Source organism: Actomonas aquatica (assembly GCF_019679435.2).
Lineage (GTDB): Bacteria > Verrucomicrobiota > Verrucomicrobiia > Opitutales > Opitutaceae > Actomonas > Actomonas aquatica.
The window spans coordinates 1,531,875-1,547,881 of the sequence record NZ_CP139781.1; the positions used below are offsets into that span (position 1 = coordinate 1,531,875).

The 16,007-nt window shown below is 64.8% G+C and carries 13 protein-coding genes; 9 read left to right on the forward strand and 4 right to left on the reverse strand.

Features of this window, described 5'->3' with window-relative positions; genetic code table 11:
- Positions 1-52: 52 nt before the first annotated feature.
- The 3 genes from K1X11_RS05850 (at position 53) to K1X11_RS05860 (ending at position 2,522) form a co-directional block, all read left to right on the forward strand.
- Complete coding sequence (locus K1X11_RS05850; RefSeq protein WP_221030800.1) at positions 53-670, forward strand: NADPH-dependent F420 reductase; 618 nt, start codon at positions 53-55, stop codon at positions 668-670.
- 148 nt (positions 671-818) lie between these two features.
- Positions 819-1,406 (forward strand): YceI family protein, encoded by a 588-nt coding sequence (locus K1X11_RS05855; RefSeq protein WP_221030801.1) that lies wholly within the window; start codon positions 819-821, stop codon positions 1,404-1,406.
- A 123-nt stretch (positions 1,407-1,529) separates the two neighbouring features.
- A complete protein-coding gene (locus K1X11_RS05860; RefSeq protein WP_221030802.1) occupies positions 1,530-2,522 on the forward strand; it encodes an LLM class flavin-dependent oxidoreductase in 993 nt (330 codons plus the stop codon).
- A 16-nt stretch (positions 2,523-2,538) separates the two neighbouring features.
- Here the strand turns inward: K1X11_RS05860 and K1X11_RS05865 are convergent, their stop codons facing one another.
- Positions 2,539-4,059 carry an SLC13 family permease gene (locus K1X11_RS05865; RefSeq protein WP_221030803.1) on the reverse strand — a complete coding sequence of 507 codons (1,521 nt, stop codon included), beginning with the start codon at positions 4,057-4,059 and terminating at the stop codon, positions 2,539-2,541.
- 75 nt (positions 4,060-4,134) lie between these two features.
- Positions 4,135-5,184 (reverse strand): LacI family DNA-binding transcriptional regulator, encoded by a 1,050-nt coding sequence (locus K1X11_RS05870; RefSeq protein ID WP_324726118.1) that lies wholly within the window; start codon positions 5,182-5,184, stop codon positions 4,135-4,137.
- A gap of 193 nt (positions 5,185-5,377) precedes the next feature.
- On the opposite strand from K1X11_RS05870, the gene K1X11_RS05875 reads away from it, so the two are divergent.
- From K1X11_RS05875 to araD, 3 genes are all read left to right on the forward strand, one after another.
- Positions 5,378-7,048 (forward strand): ribulokinase, encoded by a 1,671-nt coding sequence (locus K1X11_RS05875; protein ID WP_221030805.1) that lies wholly within the window; start codon positions 5,378-5,380, stop codon positions 7,046-7,048.
- Between the two features lie 43 nt (positions 7,049-7,091).
- Positions 7,092-8,600, forward strand: a complete 1,509-nt coding sequence (gene araA, locus K1X11_RS05880; protein WP_221030806.1) for an L-arabinose isomerase — start codon at positions 7,092-7,094, stop codon at positions 8,598-8,600.
- 92 nt (positions 8,601-8,692) lie between these two features.
- Positions 8,693-9,394 (forward strand): L-ribulose-5-phosphate 4-epimerase AraD, encoded by a 702-nt coding sequence (gene araD, locus K1X11_RS05885; protein WP_221030807.1) that lies wholly within the window; start codon positions 8,693-8,695, stop codon positions 9,392-9,394.
- Positions 9,395-9,404: 10 nt separating this feature from the next.
- Here araD and K1X11_RS05890 read toward each other — a convergent pair whose 3' ends face one another.
- Positions 9,405-10,061, reverse strand: coding sequence for a rhomboid family intramembrane serine protease (locus K1X11_RS05890; RefSeq protein ID WP_324726119.1), 657 nt, complete (start codon positions 10,059-10,061; stop codon positions 9,405-9,407).
- Positions 10,062-10,242: 181 nt separating this feature from the next.
- Here K1X11_RS05890 and K1X11_RS05895 point away from each other — a divergent pair, with 181 nt between their 5' ends.
- From K1X11_RS05895 to K1X11_RS05905, 3 genes are all read left to right on the forward strand, one after another.
- A complete protein-coding gene (locus K1X11_RS05895; RefSeq protein ID WP_221030809.1) occupies positions 10,243-12,726 on the forward strand; it encodes a hypothetical protein in 2,484 nt (827 codons plus the stop codon).
- Between the two features lie 86 nt (positions 12,727-12,812).
- On the forward strand, positions 12,813-13,853 hold the full coding sequence (locus K1X11_RS05900; RefSeq protein WP_221030810.1) for a Kelch repeat-containing protein: 1,041 nt from the start codon (positions 12,813-12,815) through the stop codon (positions 13,851-13,853).
- Positions 13,850-14,629, forward strand: coding sequence for a glycosyltransferase family 2 protein (locus tag K1X11_RS05905; RefSeq protein ID WP_221030811.1), 780 nt, complete (start codon positions 13,850-13,852; stop codon positions 14,627-14,629). The genes K1X11_RS05900 and K1X11_RS05905 overlap by 4 nt, the downstream gene beginning before the upstream one ends.
- A 12-nt stretch (positions 14,630-14,641) precedes the next feature.
- On the opposite strand, the gene thrC is transcribed toward K1X11_RS05905, so the two are convergent.
- Positions 14,642-16,003 (reverse strand): threonine synthase, encoded by a 1,362-nt coding sequence (gene thrC, locus K1X11_RS05910; RefSeq protein ID WP_221030812.1) that lies wholly within the window; start codon positions 16,001-16,003, stop codon positions 14,642-14,644.
- Positions 16,004-16,007 lie beyond the last annotated feature (4 nt).

Below are 16,007 nucleotides of genomic sequence, written 5' to 3' on the forward strand. Positions count from 1 at the left end.
GCCCGAAGCAGGAGTAAAGTAGACCCAGTCAATCAACCAATCATTCCAGCATATGAAAATCTCCATCATCGGTTCCGGTAACATGGGTCAGGGTCTGGCCCGCCTCCTCTCCGCCAAACACGAGGTCACGCTCGTCTCTCGCCAAGCCTCGGCCGACGGCGCCAAACTCCCCGGCGTCGCCTCCGCCACCTACGCCGACGGCGTGAGCGAGGCCGAAGTCGTTTTCTTCGCTCTGCCCTACGAGGGCGTGAGCGCCGCCGCCGAGAAACTCGGCGACCTCGCCGGCAAGCTCGTCGTCGATATCACCAACCCGCTGACCGCCGACTACATGGGTCTCACTCTCGGCTACAGCACCTCGGCCGGCGAACAGATCGCCGCCCTCTTCCCGCAGGCCAAGGTGGTGAAGGCCTTCAACACCATCTTCGCGCCCGTTCTCGCCCTCGCCGCCCAAGGCGCCAAGTCCCTGCCCACCGTGCTGATCGCCGGTGACGACGCCGACGCCAAGGAAACCGTGCGCCAACTCGCGACCGACATGGGTTTCTCGGCCGTGATCGCCGGTCCGCTCAGCACCGCCCGCTACCTCGAGCCGCTCGGCGGCCTGCAAATCCGCCTCGCCTACGCCGAAGGCCACGGCGCGGAAGTCGGCTTCACCTTCGGTCCCGTGGCGTAAGCCGCTCCCGCCATGCTCTCCTCCCTCCTCCTTCTCGCCGCGCTGGCGGTGTTCGTGTCGCTCGACGCCCACGACACCCCGCAGGCCTGAACGATTCTTCCCCCACTCTCTCTCAATCTAAACCAAACCTACAAAAAACCATACCATCATGCGTAAGCTCCTCATCTCCCTCCTCGCCGTTGCCGGCTCCTTCATCTCCGTCGCTCGTGCGGCCGACACCTACAATGTCGACCCGGCTCACACCAGCCTCACCTTCTCGGTCCGCCACCTCGGCCTGACCAACGTCAAGGGCCACTTCAACGAGTTCACCGGCTCCCTCACCTTCGATGGTGAAAAGCTGCAAAGCGCCCAAGCCACCATCCAGGTCGCCAGCATCGACACCGGTGTCGAACAGCGTAACGCCCACCTGCGCACCGCCGACTTCTTCGACGCCGAGACCTACCCGGAAATCACCTTCGTGACCAAGCGCATCGAAAAGGACGGCGACAAAACCATCCTCGTCGCCGACTTCACCATGCGTGGCGTGACCAAGGAACTCCGTCTCCCCGCCAACTTCTACGGTCCGGCCACCGATCCCTGGGGCAACACCCGCATCGGCCTCACCGCCATCGCCAAGATCAACCGCCTCGACTACAACATTAACTACAACCCGCTGCTCGAGACCGGCGTGGCCGTCGTCGGCGAAGAGATCTCCCTCGAGATCAACGCCGAAGCCGTGAAGGCCTCCGCGGAATAAGACGCATCTCCGTCAGCTTCCTCTTCCAACGCCTCGGACGATTTCGTCCGGGGCGTTTCTTTTTGCCCCGTCTTCACCCCGTCACGCCGTTTGCCTTTTGCGGCGAGCCGCACTGGTTGCGGCATGGTTAAACTTTCCATTCTCGATCTGGTGCGCGTGCGCGCAGGCGGTGACGCCCGGCAGGCGCTGGATCAGGCCCGCGACCTCGCCCACCACGCCGAAGCGTGGGGCTACGAACGCTTCTGGGTCGCCGAGCACCACAATTTCCCCGGCATCGCCAGCGCCGCCACTTCGGTCGTGCTCGCCCACATCGCCGCCGGATCGCAACGCATTCGCATCGGCGCCGGCGGCATCATGCTGCCGAACCACGCCCCCCTCGTCATCGCCGAACAATTTGGCACCCTCGCCCACCTCTATCCGGGCCGCATCGAACTCGGTCTCGGCCGCGCCCCCGGCACCGATCAAGGCACCTTGCGCGCCCTGCGCCGCCGCATGGGCGCCGTCGAGTCGTTTCCCCAGGACATTCAGGAACTCCAGCACTACTTCGCCACCCCGGAACCCGGCCAATCCGTGCAGGCCGTCCCGGCCGCCGGCACTGAGGTGCCCCTCTGGATTCTCGGTTCCAGCCAATACGGCGCCGCCCTCGCCGGCGAGTTGGGCCTGCCCTACGCCTTCGCCTCCCACTTCGCCCCGGCCGAATTGATGCCCGCCCTCGAAACCTATCGCCGACGCTTCAAACCTTCGGCCCAACTCGACCGTCCCTACGCCATGGTCGCGGTCAACATCGTCACCGCCCCCACCACCGCCGAAGCACGCCGTCTCCACACCACCCAGCAAATGTCCTTCACCCATCTGCTGCGCGGCGACTCCCAACTCAGCCAACCACCGATCGACGACATCGACACCTATTGGACCCCGGCGGAACGCTACCGCGCCCAGGAAATGCTCGCCCGCTCGCTCGTCGGCACGCCGGCGGAAGTCCGCGACGGCATCGCCGCCCTCGTTTCCGAAACCGATGCGGATGAACTCATGGTGGTGAGCGACGTATTCGATCATTCCCTACGCCTGCGTTCCTACGAACTCACCGCCGAAGCCCTCGCCACCGCCGCGGCGTAAACCCGCCAACCGCTCGTCACGGCGCGGCCGCCACCCACTCCGGCAGCACGTCGATCTGGACGCCGAACACATACGGCCCCAACAGCCAGATCACGCCCACGATCAACGGCACCAGCAACAGGTTGAGCCACAGTCCGGTGCGCGCCATCACCGGCAAGGGAATCGCCCGACTGCCAAACACGATCGCGTTCGGTGGCGTGCCGACCGGCATCATGTAACTGCAGTTGGCCGCCAGCGCCGTCGGCACCAGCAACAGCAGCGGGTGTTGCCCGAGGCTGATCGCCACCGCCGCGATCACCGGTAGGAAGGTCGCCGCCGTCGCCGTGTTGCTGGTGAGCTCCGTCAGCATCAGGATGCCAAAACACACCGTCGCGACGGTCAGCACCAACGGCAGGCCACCGAGCCCAACCGCCTGCTCGCCCAGCCACGCCGAGAGTCCGCTGTCCTGCACCCGTCCCGCCAGACAGAGGCCACCGCCGAAGAGCAACAACACATCCCACGGCAGCGCCTTGGCCGCGTCCCAGCTCATCACAAAACGTCCCGGCCGCTGCGGATCCGGTATCATAAACAGCACTACGGCGCCTGCGATCGCGATCGTGGTGTCGGAGATCATCGGCGAAATCTCGGTCAGCCAGCGCCGCGACACCCAACCCAGCGCCGTCAGCGTAAACACGATCGCCACGATGCGCTCCGCGCCCGCGAAGGCGCCGAGCCGACGCTTCTCGTGCGCGATCAACTTGCCCACCTCCTCCAGCGGCGCGGAGCCCACCCGGAACGCCACGCGCGTGAGCACCACATACACCACCGGCAGCGCCAGCAGCACCACCGGCACGCCCACCAACATCCACTGCCCAAACCCGATCGCGACGTCGTATTGCCGCTGCATGAAACCCGCGAGCAAGGCATTCGGCGGCGTCCCGATGAGCGTGCCCATGCCCCCCGTCGTCGCGCCGTAAGCCACCGCCAACAGCAGGGCCACGCGGAAGGTGCGCGCCGCGTTCGCCGCCTCGCCCTCATCCGGCACCAGCGCGGCCACCGACAGCGCGATGGGCAACATCATCAGCGCCGTCGCCGTGTTGCTCACCCACATGCTGAGAAACGCCGCCGCGATCAAAAACCCCGCCACGATGCGCCGTGGTTTTAGTCCCATGATGCCGATCAAACCGAAGGCGATCCGCCGATGCAGCCCGCTGCGTTCCATCGCCAGCGCGAGCAGAAACCCGCCGAGAAAAAGAAACACAATCGGATCGGCGTAGGCCGGCATGATGCTGCGAATCGGCGCCAATTCCCCGAGCGGAAACAGCACGATCGGCAACAAGGCCGTCACCGGAATCGGCACCGACTCGCTGATCCACCACACCGCCATCAGCGCGGCCACACCCGCCGTGCGCCAAGCGTCGTCGCTCATCCCGGCCGGCGCCGGCGCGAGCCAGGTGAGTAGCAGAAGGAGCGGTCCCAGCACGGCGCCGATCTTCTGGCGCAGGCCGTAGGTGGTGGGATGCTCGAGCGAGTCTTTGACGGAATGGGGCGTTCTCAAAACGGGGTAGTGTCGCCGACCCTAGCCAGCCCTCCCGGCAGGAAAAGCGGGAAAGTAGGCATCCCGTTGCGCAACTCAATCGGACTGCGCCGCCGCCGCGTCGGGCCGCACCGCTTTGCTGCCCGCCGGTCCCGGCGCACTCGCACCATCCATCCAAGTCGCGCCGATGAGGGTCGCGCGCGGAAACTCATGGATGCCGGTCTCGTTGTTGTGGATTTGGCTGATCACCATGTCCACCGCCGCCTCGCCGACCGCAAAGTTGTGCTGATTCATCCCCGCCACCTCCGGTCGCGTCGCCCGCCATTCGAGCTGAATCGCGCCGATATCTTCCGGGATGCGTCGGCCGGTCGCTTCGATCCAGCGCAGCACGCGATTGTAGAGCGTGAACACGACATCCGGCTGATGTTTGTCCAGCCACTGGCGAAACGCCATCGGGACATCCTCGCCCAGCCCTTGCGCGTCAAACACCGGCACCTGCCGCGTCTTGGGCAGATGGCGCTGCGCCGTGCGAAAACCCGCCGAAAAACGATGCTGCACGAGCGCGTCGATGACTTCGTCGATCACGAGACCCGGCCGCTGATAGCCCAGCTCCAACGAACGCTCCAGCGCCCGCATCGCCACGTGATGATGGTCGACGCAGCAGAACGAGAGCGCCGGATTGCGCGTGCGCACCCCCGTCACGACCGTCGGAAACGCCTCCCAGACCGAAGTGTGCTCGGGCGGCAGGCGATTGGAATCCATCAGGCCCACCAGGATGATGCCCTTGATGCCCCGCGTGTGCAGAACGCGTTTGAGCCGCTCCGGTTTGTAGGCCGGGTCATGCATCCAAAACCGGTCAAAGGCATAGCCGGTTTTTGCCGCCCGGCTCTCGCAGCCTTCCACGTAAGTCGGAATCGTTGGATGCTGCGTGAGCGCATCGCGATCGCGATTGGCATTGATCAAGGCCAGCTTCGCCTGAAACCCCGTCGACCGCGAGGCGCGCAGCTGCGCCATGAGGTGGGCCACCACGGCGTTGGGTTTGTAACCCAGCTCATCCGCCGCCGCCTGCACCTTTTCGCGCGTGCGCGCCGAAATGCGACTGTCCCCCTTCAGCGCCAGCGAGACGGTGTATTTGGAACAGCCCACGTGACGGGCAATATCTGCGAGCGTGCAACGCGCCATCCGCCCCTTGTCCCCGGATTCTAGCTAACGGTCAAGTATTGCGCCCGTTTTTCGCATCCGTCCGAGCACCTAAAACGCCCCTTTCCCTTCGCGCGGCCCGGCTCTCGTCGCCGGTCAATCCTTCCCCATCACAACCCCTCCCCCTCCCCTCCTTCTCATGCCCGCCACCTATACCCTCGGCCTCGACTACGGCACCAACTCCGCTCGCGCGCTCATCGTGCGCACGTCCGACGGCCAGGAGTTCGGCTCCTGCGTCGTCAACTATCCCAGCGGCCACCAAGGCATCCTGCTCGATCCCAAGGATCACAACGTTGCCCGCCAAAGCCCGCTCGACCACCTGCACTGCCTCGAAACCGCCACCAAGGGCGCCCTCGCCCAAGCCGCCAAGAAGCGCGGCTTCAAAGCCGCGCAGGTCATCGGCATCGGCGTCGACACCACCGGCTCCTCGCCCATCCCGGTCGACAAAAACAACCAGCCGCTCGCCGCCCAAAAGAAGTTCGCCAATAACCTCAACGCCCACTGCTGGCTCTGGAAGGATCACACCTCCTGGCGCGAGGCGGCCAAGATCACGACCCTCGCCGCCAAACACCGCCCGGAATACATCGCCAAGTGCGGCAACACCTATTCCTCCGAATGGTTCTGGGCCAAACTCTGGCACTGCCACAACGTCGACCGCACCGTCTTCGACGCCGCCTACTCCTGGGTCGAGATGTGCGACTGGCTCCCGGCCATCCTCGCCGGCGTGACCGACCCCACTGCCGTCAAACGCGGCGTCTGTGCCGCCGGTCACAAGGCCCTCTACGCCGAAGACTGGGGCGGCCTGCCCGACAAAAAGTTCCTGCGCAAACTCGCCCCCGCCCTCGCCGACCTGCGCGACCGCCTTTACACCGAAGCCTTCGACGCCAGCGCCTCCGCCGGCAACCTCTGCGACGAGTGGGCGACCAAGCTCGGCCTGCCCGCCGGCATCCCGATTGCCATCGGTGAATTCGACGTGCACTACGGCGCCATCGGTTCCGGCGTCGCCGAAGGCACGCTCGTCAAAGTCATCGGCACCTCCACCTGCGACGTGGGCGTCGTCTCGGCCAAGAAAGAGGTCGCCGACATCCCCGGCATTTGCGGCATCGTCAAAGGCGCCATCCTCCCCGGTTACTACGGCATCGAGGCCGGCCAATCCGCCGTCGGCGACATCTTCAAATGGTGGGTCGAAGTCGTCTGTGGCGGCGACGACAAGACGCACGCCGCCTACACCAAAGCCGCCGCCGCGCTCGCTCCCGGCGAAAGCGGCCTGCTCGCGCTCGATTGGAACAACGGCAACCGCACCATCCTCGTCGACCAACGCCTTACCGGCCTCCTCCTCGGCCAGACCCTGCACACCCAACCCGCCGAAGTTTACCGCGCGCTCATCGAAGCCACCGCCTTCGGCGCCCGCGCGATCATCGAACGCATCCGCGAATACGGTGTGCCGATCAAACGCGTCGTCTGCGCCGGCGGCATCGCGGAGAAAAACCCGATGCTCATGCAGATCTATGCCGACGTCACCGGTTGCACCATGCTGGTCGCCGGCTCCTCGCAGGCCTGCGCCCTCGGCTCCGCCGTCTCCGCCGCCGTGCTGGCCGGCGCCCATCCCGACTTCGCGACCGCCGAAGCCAAAATGACGTCCCTCAAAGACGTCACCTACAAGCCCGAGCCCAAGGCGCGCCGCACCTACAACCAGCTCTACGCGCTGTATCGACAACTCCATGACAGCTTCGGTGGCGTCAGCCAGAACGCCGACCTCGGCAAGGTCATGAAGGACCTGCTCACCCTCAAGGAAAAGGCCCGCGCCTAACCGCCTCTTTTTCACTCTTTCCCATCACTATCTTTCTCCCCCCATGAAGCTCCTTCCCTCCCCCGAGATCTGGTTCGTTTGCGGCTCCCAGCACCTTTACGGTCCGGGCCCGCTCAAAGAAGTCGCCGCCAACGCCGCGACCATTGCCGCCAAACTCGACGCCGCCAAACAGCTGCCGCTCAAGGTGGTCTTCAAGGCGCTGCTCACCACGCCCGACGAGATCACCAATCTCTGCATCGAGGCCAACGCCAACCCGAACTGCGGTGGCCTCATCGTGTGGATGCACACCTTCTCGCCCTCCAAAATGTGGATACGCGGACTCGGCCTGCTGAAGAAGCCCTTCCTCCACCTCCATACCCAGTTCAATCGCGACCTGCCGTGGGGCACGATCGACATGGATTTTATGAACCTCAATCAGGCCGCTCACGGCGACCGCGAGGCCGGGTTCATCCACACCCGCATGCGGCTCGATCGCAAGGTGGTCGTCGGCCACTGGAGCGACAGCGAGGTGCAGGATCGCATCGCCGCCTGGATGCGCGCCGTGCGCGGCTGGACCGATTGGCAGGGCGCCAAGTTTGTCCGCTTCGGCGACAACATGCGTTTCGTCGCGGTGACCGATGGTGACAAGGTCAGCGCCGAGATGAAGCTCGGTTTTGCCGTCAACACCCACGCGGTCGGTGACCTCGTGGCGGTCGTCAACAAGGTCAAGAAAGCCGACATCGACGCCCTCTGCGCCGATTACGAAAAGGCCTACGCCGTCGTGCCCGCCCTGAAGAAAGGCGGCCAGCGGCACGAGGAGCTCCGCTACTCCGCCCGCCTCGAACTCGGCATGGGCCAGTTCCTCGAGGAAGGCGACTACAAGGGCTTCACCGACACCTTTGAAGACCTGCACGGTCTCAAGCAGCTTCCCGGCATGGCCACGCAACGCCTCATGGGCGCCGGTTACGGCTTCGGTGGCGAAGGCGACTGGAAAACCGCCGCGCTCGTGCGTGCCATGAAGGTCATGGGCCACGGCCTCAAAGGCGGCACCTCCTTCATGGAGGACTACACCTATCACATGTCGCCCAAGGGCCACCAGGTGCTCGGCGCTCACATGCTGGAGATCTGCCCGTCGATCGCCTCCGGCAAACCCAAGATCGAAGTCCACCCGCTCGGCATCGGCGGCAAAGAGGACCCGGTCCGCATGGTCTTCGACGCCCCGACCGGCGAAGCGCTCAACGCCAGCCTCGTCGATCTCGGCAACCGCTTCCGCCTCATCGTCAACGAGGTCAAGGCCGTCAAAACGCCGAAGCTGCCCAAGCTCCCCGTCGCGCGCGCCGTCTGGGAATGCAAACCCGACTTCAAGACCGCCTGCCAGTCCTGGATTCTCGCGGGCGGCGCCCACCACACCGGCTACAGCTACACCGTCACCAGCGAGATGTTGGAAGACTTCGCCACCATCGCCGGCATCGAAACCGTCCACATCGACGCCGACACCCGCATCGCCCAACTCAAACAAGACCTCCGCAACAACGAGGTCTATTACCACCTAAACCAGGGCTTCCGCGCCTGACCCAATATTGCCCACGGACCACACGGAAAACACGGACCTGATTGGAGTGATTTCCGTGTCGTCCGTGTAGTCCGTGGGCTAATAATCCGACCATGCTCCTCGAACTCAAACGTGAAGCCTACGAGGCCAATCTCGCGCTGCCGCGCGAAGGTCTCATCAACCTGACCTTTGGCAACGCCTCCGCCATCGATCGCGCCAAGGGCGTGTTCGCCATCAAACCCTCCGGCGTCGCCTACGAAGACCTCACGCCCGAGGACATGGTGCTCGTCGACCTAGAGGGCGAAATCGTCGAAGGCAAACTGCGGCCATCCTCGGACACCCCGACGCATCGCCGTCTCTTCATCGCCTTCGAGTCGATCGGCGGCGTCGTGCACACCCACAGCTCCCACGCCACCGCCTTCGCCCAGGCCGGCCGTGCCATCCCGATCTTCGGCACGACGCACGCCGACTACTTCTACGGCGACATCCCCGTCACCCGCAAAATGACCGCCGACGAAATCGGCGGCGGCGCCTACGAGTGGGAAACCGGCAACGTCATCGTCGAAGCCTTCGGCGACAAAGACCCGGCCGACTTCCCCGCCGTGCTGGTCAACCGTCACGCCCCCTTCACCTGGGGCCCCACCGTCGCCAAAGCCGTCGAGGTCGCCGTCGCGGTTGAATGCATCGCGCACATGGCCCTCATGTCGCTGCAGCTCGCGCCGCAGTTGCCCACCATCGAGTCCGAGCTCCTCAACAAACACTTCAAACGCAAGCACGGCCCCGGCGCCTACTACGGCCAGACCGGCAACTGCTGAGCGACACTCATCACCCTTTTGCTCGAGACGCCTTTCGCTTACCGCGGGGCGTCTTTTTTTTGCGCCCACTCGCCGACGGCAGCGCCCACGCCACCAACGCACCGGTCACAAAACCGCCGGCATGCGCCCACCACGCCACCCCGCCCGCCGGCTGAGCGCCCAGCGTGTCCATGCCTTGGGATAGCTGTAGGACAAACCACACCACCAAAAACACCACCGCCGGCACCGGCAGGATCGGCACCACCCACGGCACCAACGAGACGATCCAGCGCGTCGGCAGCCGCAGCAGGTAAGCCCCCATCACGGCCGAGATCGCCCCACTCGCCCCGACCATCGGGATCTCGCTGCCCGGCGCCGCCGCGATCTGCGCCAACGCCGCGCCCACCGTTCCCACCGCATAGACGAGCAGGAAGCGCCAGCCGCCCATCTCCTCCTCCAGCGAGCGGCCAAACACCCACAAAAACCAGGCGTTGCCCGCCAGATGCATCGGTCCGCCATGCAGAAACGCCGCGCTGAAGACAGGGCCCCAGCCGATCCATCGCTGCCACTCCTGTATCCACCGCTTGGGCACGAGCGCCAAACGCGTCAGCCACGCCTCGGCCATCGCCGGGTCAACCCAAGTCAGCGCGACCTGCGCGATGAAGACCACCAGCATCAGCCCGACCAAGGTGCTGGTAACGTTAGCGCGTCGATGAAGCGTAAGTTTATCCCACAATGGAAACACGCGGCGCAGCTTGGCTCCGTGCCGGCGCAGGGCGAGCCTGGCGCCGCAACTTTTCACCGGGCGCGACAAATTCTATTTTGCCGGGCATTGATCTGGCTCCCCGGGCCCGCTCACATTCCCCGTCTTGCCGCCCCCCGAATCGTCGTCCGCCTCTTCGAACTTCCGTCGCGTCCACATCGTGGCGGCGCTGCTGCTTACGATCGTCGCCCTGCTGCCCTGGTGGCGCAACCACGGCCTGCTGCGCGAACCGCTCGACTACAGCCTCATGATGCGCGCCAGCGCCCGCATCGCCGCCGGGGAGCGACCCTACGTCGACTTCGCGTCGGCTCAGCAGTCCGGTTCGCTTTGGCTCAATGCCGTGATCGAGCGCATCGGCGGCGGCACCTACCAAGCGCTCACTTGGGGCAATGCTGCGGCCATCGTCGGAATGATGCTCTTACTGGGATTCATCCTGCGCCGTTGCTTTTCCCCTGCCATGGCTCTGCTCGGCGCTGCCGTGCTCGTGGTCGGCACCCTCGGCCAGCATACCATCGTTTGGTATAATGCCATCGGCACGCTGGCCTTGGCCGTTGCCGTGCTGACCGCAGCACAGGCTCCGGTTTGGCACCGATCAAGTTGGGCCTGGCACGCGCTGACGATCGTCGCCCTCCTGGTCGGTGGACTGAATAAACTCAATTACCAGGCGGTCGCCTTGGCTGGCACCTGCGCCTGGGTCGTGCGAGCCGCGCTGCTGGGGCACGCCAGCATGACCCGCAGCATCTTCACCCTCGTGGGTTTGGTGCTGTGTGGCACCGCCCTCCCGCTCGTGATCGAACTCAGTTGGACGGGGGCCGACCTCGACGCTTGGCTACGAAACGTCATCATCGCACCCGCGCAGAGTCGCGGAGGCCTGCTCCGGCAGCTTCTCTCACTCTCCCCCTACCTCGCCCCCCCGCACGACCACTATGGGGCGGTGCTGCGCCCGGTCGGTCTATTAATGGTGGGCTGGCTCGGCTGGACGGTGGTGGGCTTGTGGCGGGGCCGGTCCGGACTCGATCGTTTGCTGCTACTGACCGCGGCCGCGTTTGTGATCACCGCGACCATGGCGTTGCTGCTCACCAACCTGGAGATCAATTATCTGGCCCTGTCCGCCGGTTTCGCCCTGCTACTTTCCCTCTGGATCGGCTTTGGGCCTCTCCCCCTGCCGCAGACCAAACGCGCCATCTCCCTCTGGCTTCCCGCAGTTCTGGCGGGGTTGATCATGTGGGGCTCTGCCTGGAGCGGCCAACGCGCCCTGTTCGGATCCGATCGTGCCGACCGTGCAACCTTCCGCGAACTGAATGCCGCCGACGAACGATTCGCCTATTTCGCAGGCACCCGCCTCCCGCCCAACCTCGCCGACGATATTGAGACGCTCGTGCTGGACCTGCCCCGCCACCCACCGAACGCCGGCTCGCCCTATCTTTACGCGACCGGCACGGAGTGGCTCGAACGGATTTACCCGGTCGATTCTTTGCACGGACTACCGTTGCTGCTCACGGGGGTGGGCCTCGAGGCGGATCGGATGGCGCAGCTCAAAACCATGCTCGCTCCGCCAGGCCCCGTAGAACGGGTCTTTGGCATCTCCAGCTGGGTATGGCCGGGCGACCTCGAAGCCCATGTCAAACTACGCGGGCCTCTGATCCTGCGGGGCCGGTTGAAATACTACGACCTGCGTCCCACGGCCCCGCCACTGCCTTTGAGTGACCTCGGTGATAGCATCGAACTGATCAACCAGTTGGGCTCGGGCATGGATCCAAATTTGGTCCACCTCAACCCGATCCACCCGGTCCGCCCGCTGCGTCTCCCCTCGGGGCAACACGTGCTCGGCATCACCAGCGGAACGGGGGCCTTCCAGTTTGCTCGTCCCAGCAAGTTCATTCGCGGCGAGGTCCGGTTGGCTCGCACCAGCGGTTCGACCGGGTCGCCCTTGTCCGCTCGTTTCACCGTGAGTCACGCTGGCCGCCCCGACCTGCCTCCGTTCTGGTCGGCGGACGTTCGGCTCCCGGCCGGGGAGACGGAGACCACCATGTCATACGATCTGGACGCGGCCAACCAGCCCACTCGCTTCGCCGTCACCGTCGCCGACGACTATGCCGAGCAACTCCACGCCGGTTGGCGCATGCCCCAAATTTACGATTCACGGGTCGACACCCCCACCCCGCCTCAACTGCGACGGACTTACCGCTCGGAAACCACGTTGGAATCCGCAGACCGCTTGGCCCTGCTGCCGCCGGGATGGGCCGAGCGTGCGCAGGTTGTGGTGCGCGGTGGCACAATGGAGCTTAACTCCCTTCATCTTCCCGCCGGGGGAGAGGGGTGGATCCGGCTGGACGACTATTTTCGCACGATGCGCGTGCGCGTGAGAAATCCCGATGCCAACCCTCAGATCAAACCCGTTGTCCGGGTGCTTTGGTATAGAGGTGGGCGCATCGAGATGATCACCCAACGGGAAATCCCCGCCGAAGGCGAAATCTCCTTCGATGCCTGGATGGCGGAATACCAAGGCTGGGTGGCCGTGCTCGTCGATCCCAACCCCGAGGAGGCCAAGGTCCGGCTGCAAATTGAATATATCGACGACACTCGATAACCCGTTGCGTCGCCCCGGTTTTTCTCCATCACCCGTGCCTTTGGGCTCGAACCAGCCACGCGCTTTCATCCTGCGAAGCCATTATCATGTCTCGTTTCAAGAAGTTGATCCTGACCATCTTTGTCGTGGGTGCTCTGTTGGGAGTGTTCTTCCACTTTTGGTGGATGCGTTCGTGGGGCCCGCGTGCTGGTGTGGTGGATACACCCGCCGGTCGCTACGATTGGGCGGCCGATCTGCCGGTGGCCCGCACCGAAGCCGGTGGCACCAGCGTGGGTAACACCTTCTACGTCCTCGGTGGCATCAACGCCTGGGCGCAGACCTATCAGGACCTGCTCGCATTCGACGCAGCCAGCAACCAGTGGGAAGAGCGCGCCCCATTCCCCTACCTCATCAACCACCCCGGCGTGACCAATGATGGGCGTTACGTTTACGTCGCCGGAGGCTTCGGTCCCCTCGGGATCCGCCTGCGTGGTTTCATGTTCGCCCGCTGGGATCCGATGGAGCGGCTCTGGCGCTACGATCCGGCAACCAACGCTTGGGCCGAACTTGCATCCATGCCCGCGCCGCGCGGTGCGGGAGGCGTCACGTGGGGCGACGGCAAACTCTGGTATGTCGGCGGCATCAACGAAAACCGCGAACTCGCGGCCGAGCTCTTCGCCTACGACCCGAAGACCGACACGTGGGAAGAAATGCCGCCCATGCCGACGCCGCGCGATCACATGCGTTTGGAATACGTCGACGGCGCGCTCTACGCCCTCTCCGGCCGCAAGGACGACATGCGCTTCAACCTGGGCCAAGTGGAACGCTTCGACATCGCCACCCGCACCTGGTCATCCCGCGCCCCCATTCCGACACCACGCGGTGGTTTTGGCAGCGCCGTGCTGGATGGCCGCATCTACACCTTCGGCGGCGAAGCCGTCTGGACCTGCTTCGAAACCGTGGAAATCTACGATCCGCAAACCGACACGTGGAGCACCGGCCCCTCCCTGCCCGAGGCTCGCCACGGCATCATCGCCGGCGCGATTGGCGACGACATCCACTTGGTCTCCGGCGGACGCCATCCGCGCGTTTCGATCAGCGCCCTGCACCGGGTCTTCACGCCCACTCCCCGCCCGACCCAACCGTGAGTCGCTCGGCGCGCCCGACCATCTCCTTCGTCGCTCTCTTTTATCGCGACGCGCCGACCGTCGAGAGCGTTCTCAGGGCACTCGACCGGGTGCTCGCCGAGCTTTGCGAGAGCTACGAAATCATCGCCATCGATGACTGCAGCCCCGACGACACCTGGGCCACCATCCAACGCGTTGCGACCACCCTCCCCCGCGTCGTTCCGGTGCAAAACCCCACGAACCTGGGAGTGGGGGCCAGTTTCCAGCGGGCCGCTCGACGGTGTGCGTATGACTGGATCGGATACACCGACGGTGACGACCAGTTTGAAGTCGATGATTTGCGCCTGCTCACACCTCATCTGACTGAGGCCGATGTCGTTTCTGGCCGACGGGCCCGCCGGGCCGACGGATTTCGCCGAGTCTTGGCCTCCGAAGTATTCAATTTCCTGGCGCGCAGCTGCTTTCCCATCCCGTTGCGCGACATCAACTCGGCGCTGAAGCTCTACCGCACAGCTCTGCTCAAAGCCCTGCCCGATTGGGACAGTGGCGCGTTCTACGACACGGAGATCATCGTGCGACTGGCCGTCGATCACTCCGCCCGTATGGTGGAAGTGCCGGTGCGCCACAAACCACGTCCGTTCGGCGAGGCTGGTGGACTCTCGACCCGCAACATTCGCAACATCCTCCAAAACTTGTCGGGGGAACGCATGCAGCGCTACCGCCGGCCGGGTCCGGTGGCGGCGACCACGCGCGTCGCGCTCAGCGTCGCCCTCCGCTGCCTGCCGGCCGCGACGTGAACCTGCGGCCCCTCAGAGCGCCCGTTCGGTGATGAAGCCGCGGATGGCGTCGGCGGTGGCGGCGACCGGGTGTTTGATGATCGGACGCTCCTTCAGCGCTTCCAGCGACGGATGCGTCGGGTCGACTCCGATGGCCGCACGGATCGTGTCGGGGAACTTTGCCGGGTGGGCGGTTGAGAGCACCACGCTGAGACGATCCGGATCGTGTTCCGCAAAGGCGCAGGCCGTGTGCGGATCGGCAACGTATCCGTAGCGATCATACACCGATTTGATGATGCTCGGGATCTCGGCATCGTTGCAACGCGAAGCCGAGAAGGTGTCGGCGTCGAAGTTCTCGAAGCGATACTGCCCGGTCGCTTTGAAAGTGCTCATGATCTCGCGCACTCGGGCCGCGTCACGCCCGACGGAGAAATAGAGGAAACGCTCGAAGTTGGACGCCACTTGAATGTCCATCGACGGGGCGAGGCTCGGCGCCACCCGGTCGACCTGGTATTCGCCGGTGGTGAAGAGCCGGTAGAGAATATCGTTCTGGTTGGTCGCCACCTTGAAGCCGCGGATGGGCACGCCCATTTTTTGCAGCATCCAGCCGGCGAGCACGTTGCCGAAGTTGCCGGTCGGCACCACAAACTCGACGTTGTCCTGGCGGTCCGCCGGTAGCCGCAACCACGCCGAGAGGTAATACACGCACTGCGCGAGGACCCGGGCGAGATTGATGGAGTTCACCGCCGACAAGCGATGCGAGAGGCGAAAGTCCTGATCGGCAAAGATCTCCTTCAGCGCGGTCTGCGCGTCGTCGAAGGAACCTTCGATCGCCATGGCGAAGACGTTGTCCGCCCCCGTGCAGGTCATCTGCCGCTCTTGGAGCGGCGCGACGCGGCCATCCGGATAAAGAATGAAGATGGCCGTGCCGGGTTTGCCGAGCAGGCCGTGAATGGCGGCCGCACCGGTGTCGCCGGAAGTGGCGCCCAGCACGTTGATCGTCTGCTGACGCGTCGCGCATTGGTGTTCGTAGAGATTGCCGAGCAATTGCAGGGCAAAGTCTTTGAAGGCCAGCGTCGGTCCGTGGAAGAGCTCGAGGACCTGCAGGTTATCGGCGAGCGGGACCAGCGGCGCGATCTCCGGATGCGAAAACGTCGTGTAGGATTTGGCGACGATCGCGGCGAAGGTCGCGTCGTCGATATCCGTGGCGAAGCGACGGAAGAACGCTGTGCACAGCGCCGGATAATCGAGCCCGGCAAACGCCTTCAAATCATCGCCGGAGAACTGCGGCAGCTCTTCGGGCAGAAACAAACCGCCGTCCGGCGCGAGACCAGTAGCGACTGCGTCACTAAAACCAAGCGCCGGTGCTTCGCCGCGAGTGGAGATGAAGTTCATGGGA

Excerpts from the sequence above, each read along its gene's own strand:
- K1X11_RS05900 (WP_221030810.1), top strand. The coding sequence starts at position 12,813 with ATGTCTCGTTTCAAGAAGTTGATCCTGACCATCTTTGTCGTGGGTGCT.
- thrC (WP_221030812.1), bottom strand. The coding sequence starts at position 16,003 with ATGAACTTCATCTCCACTCGCGGCGAAGCACCGGCGCTTGGTTTTAGT.
- K1X11_RS05855 (WP_221030801.1), top strand. The coding sequence starts at position 819 with ATGCGTAAGCTCCTCATCTCCCTCCTCGCCGTTGCCGGCTCCTTCATC.
- K1X11_RS05850 (WP_221030800.1), top strand. The coding sequence starts at position 53 with ATGAAAATCTCCATCATCGGTTCCGGTAACATGGGTCAGGGTCTGGCC.
- araA (WP_221030806.1), top strand. The coding sequence starts at position 7,092 with ATGAAGCTCCTTCCCTCCCCCGAGATCTGGTTCGTTTGCGGCTCCCAG.
- araD (WP_221030807.1), top strand. The coding sequence starts at position 8,693 with ATGCTCCTCGAACTCAAACGTGAAGCCTACGAGGCCAATCTCGCGCTG.
- K1X11_RS05860 (WP_221030802.1), top strand. The coding sequence starts at position 1,530 with ATGGTTAAACTTTCCATTCTCGATCTGGTGCGCGTGCGCGCAGGCGGT.
- K1X11_RS05875 (WP_221030805.1), top strand. The coding sequence starts at position 5,378 with ATGCCCGCCACCTATACCCTCGGCCTCGACTACGGCACCAACTCCGCT.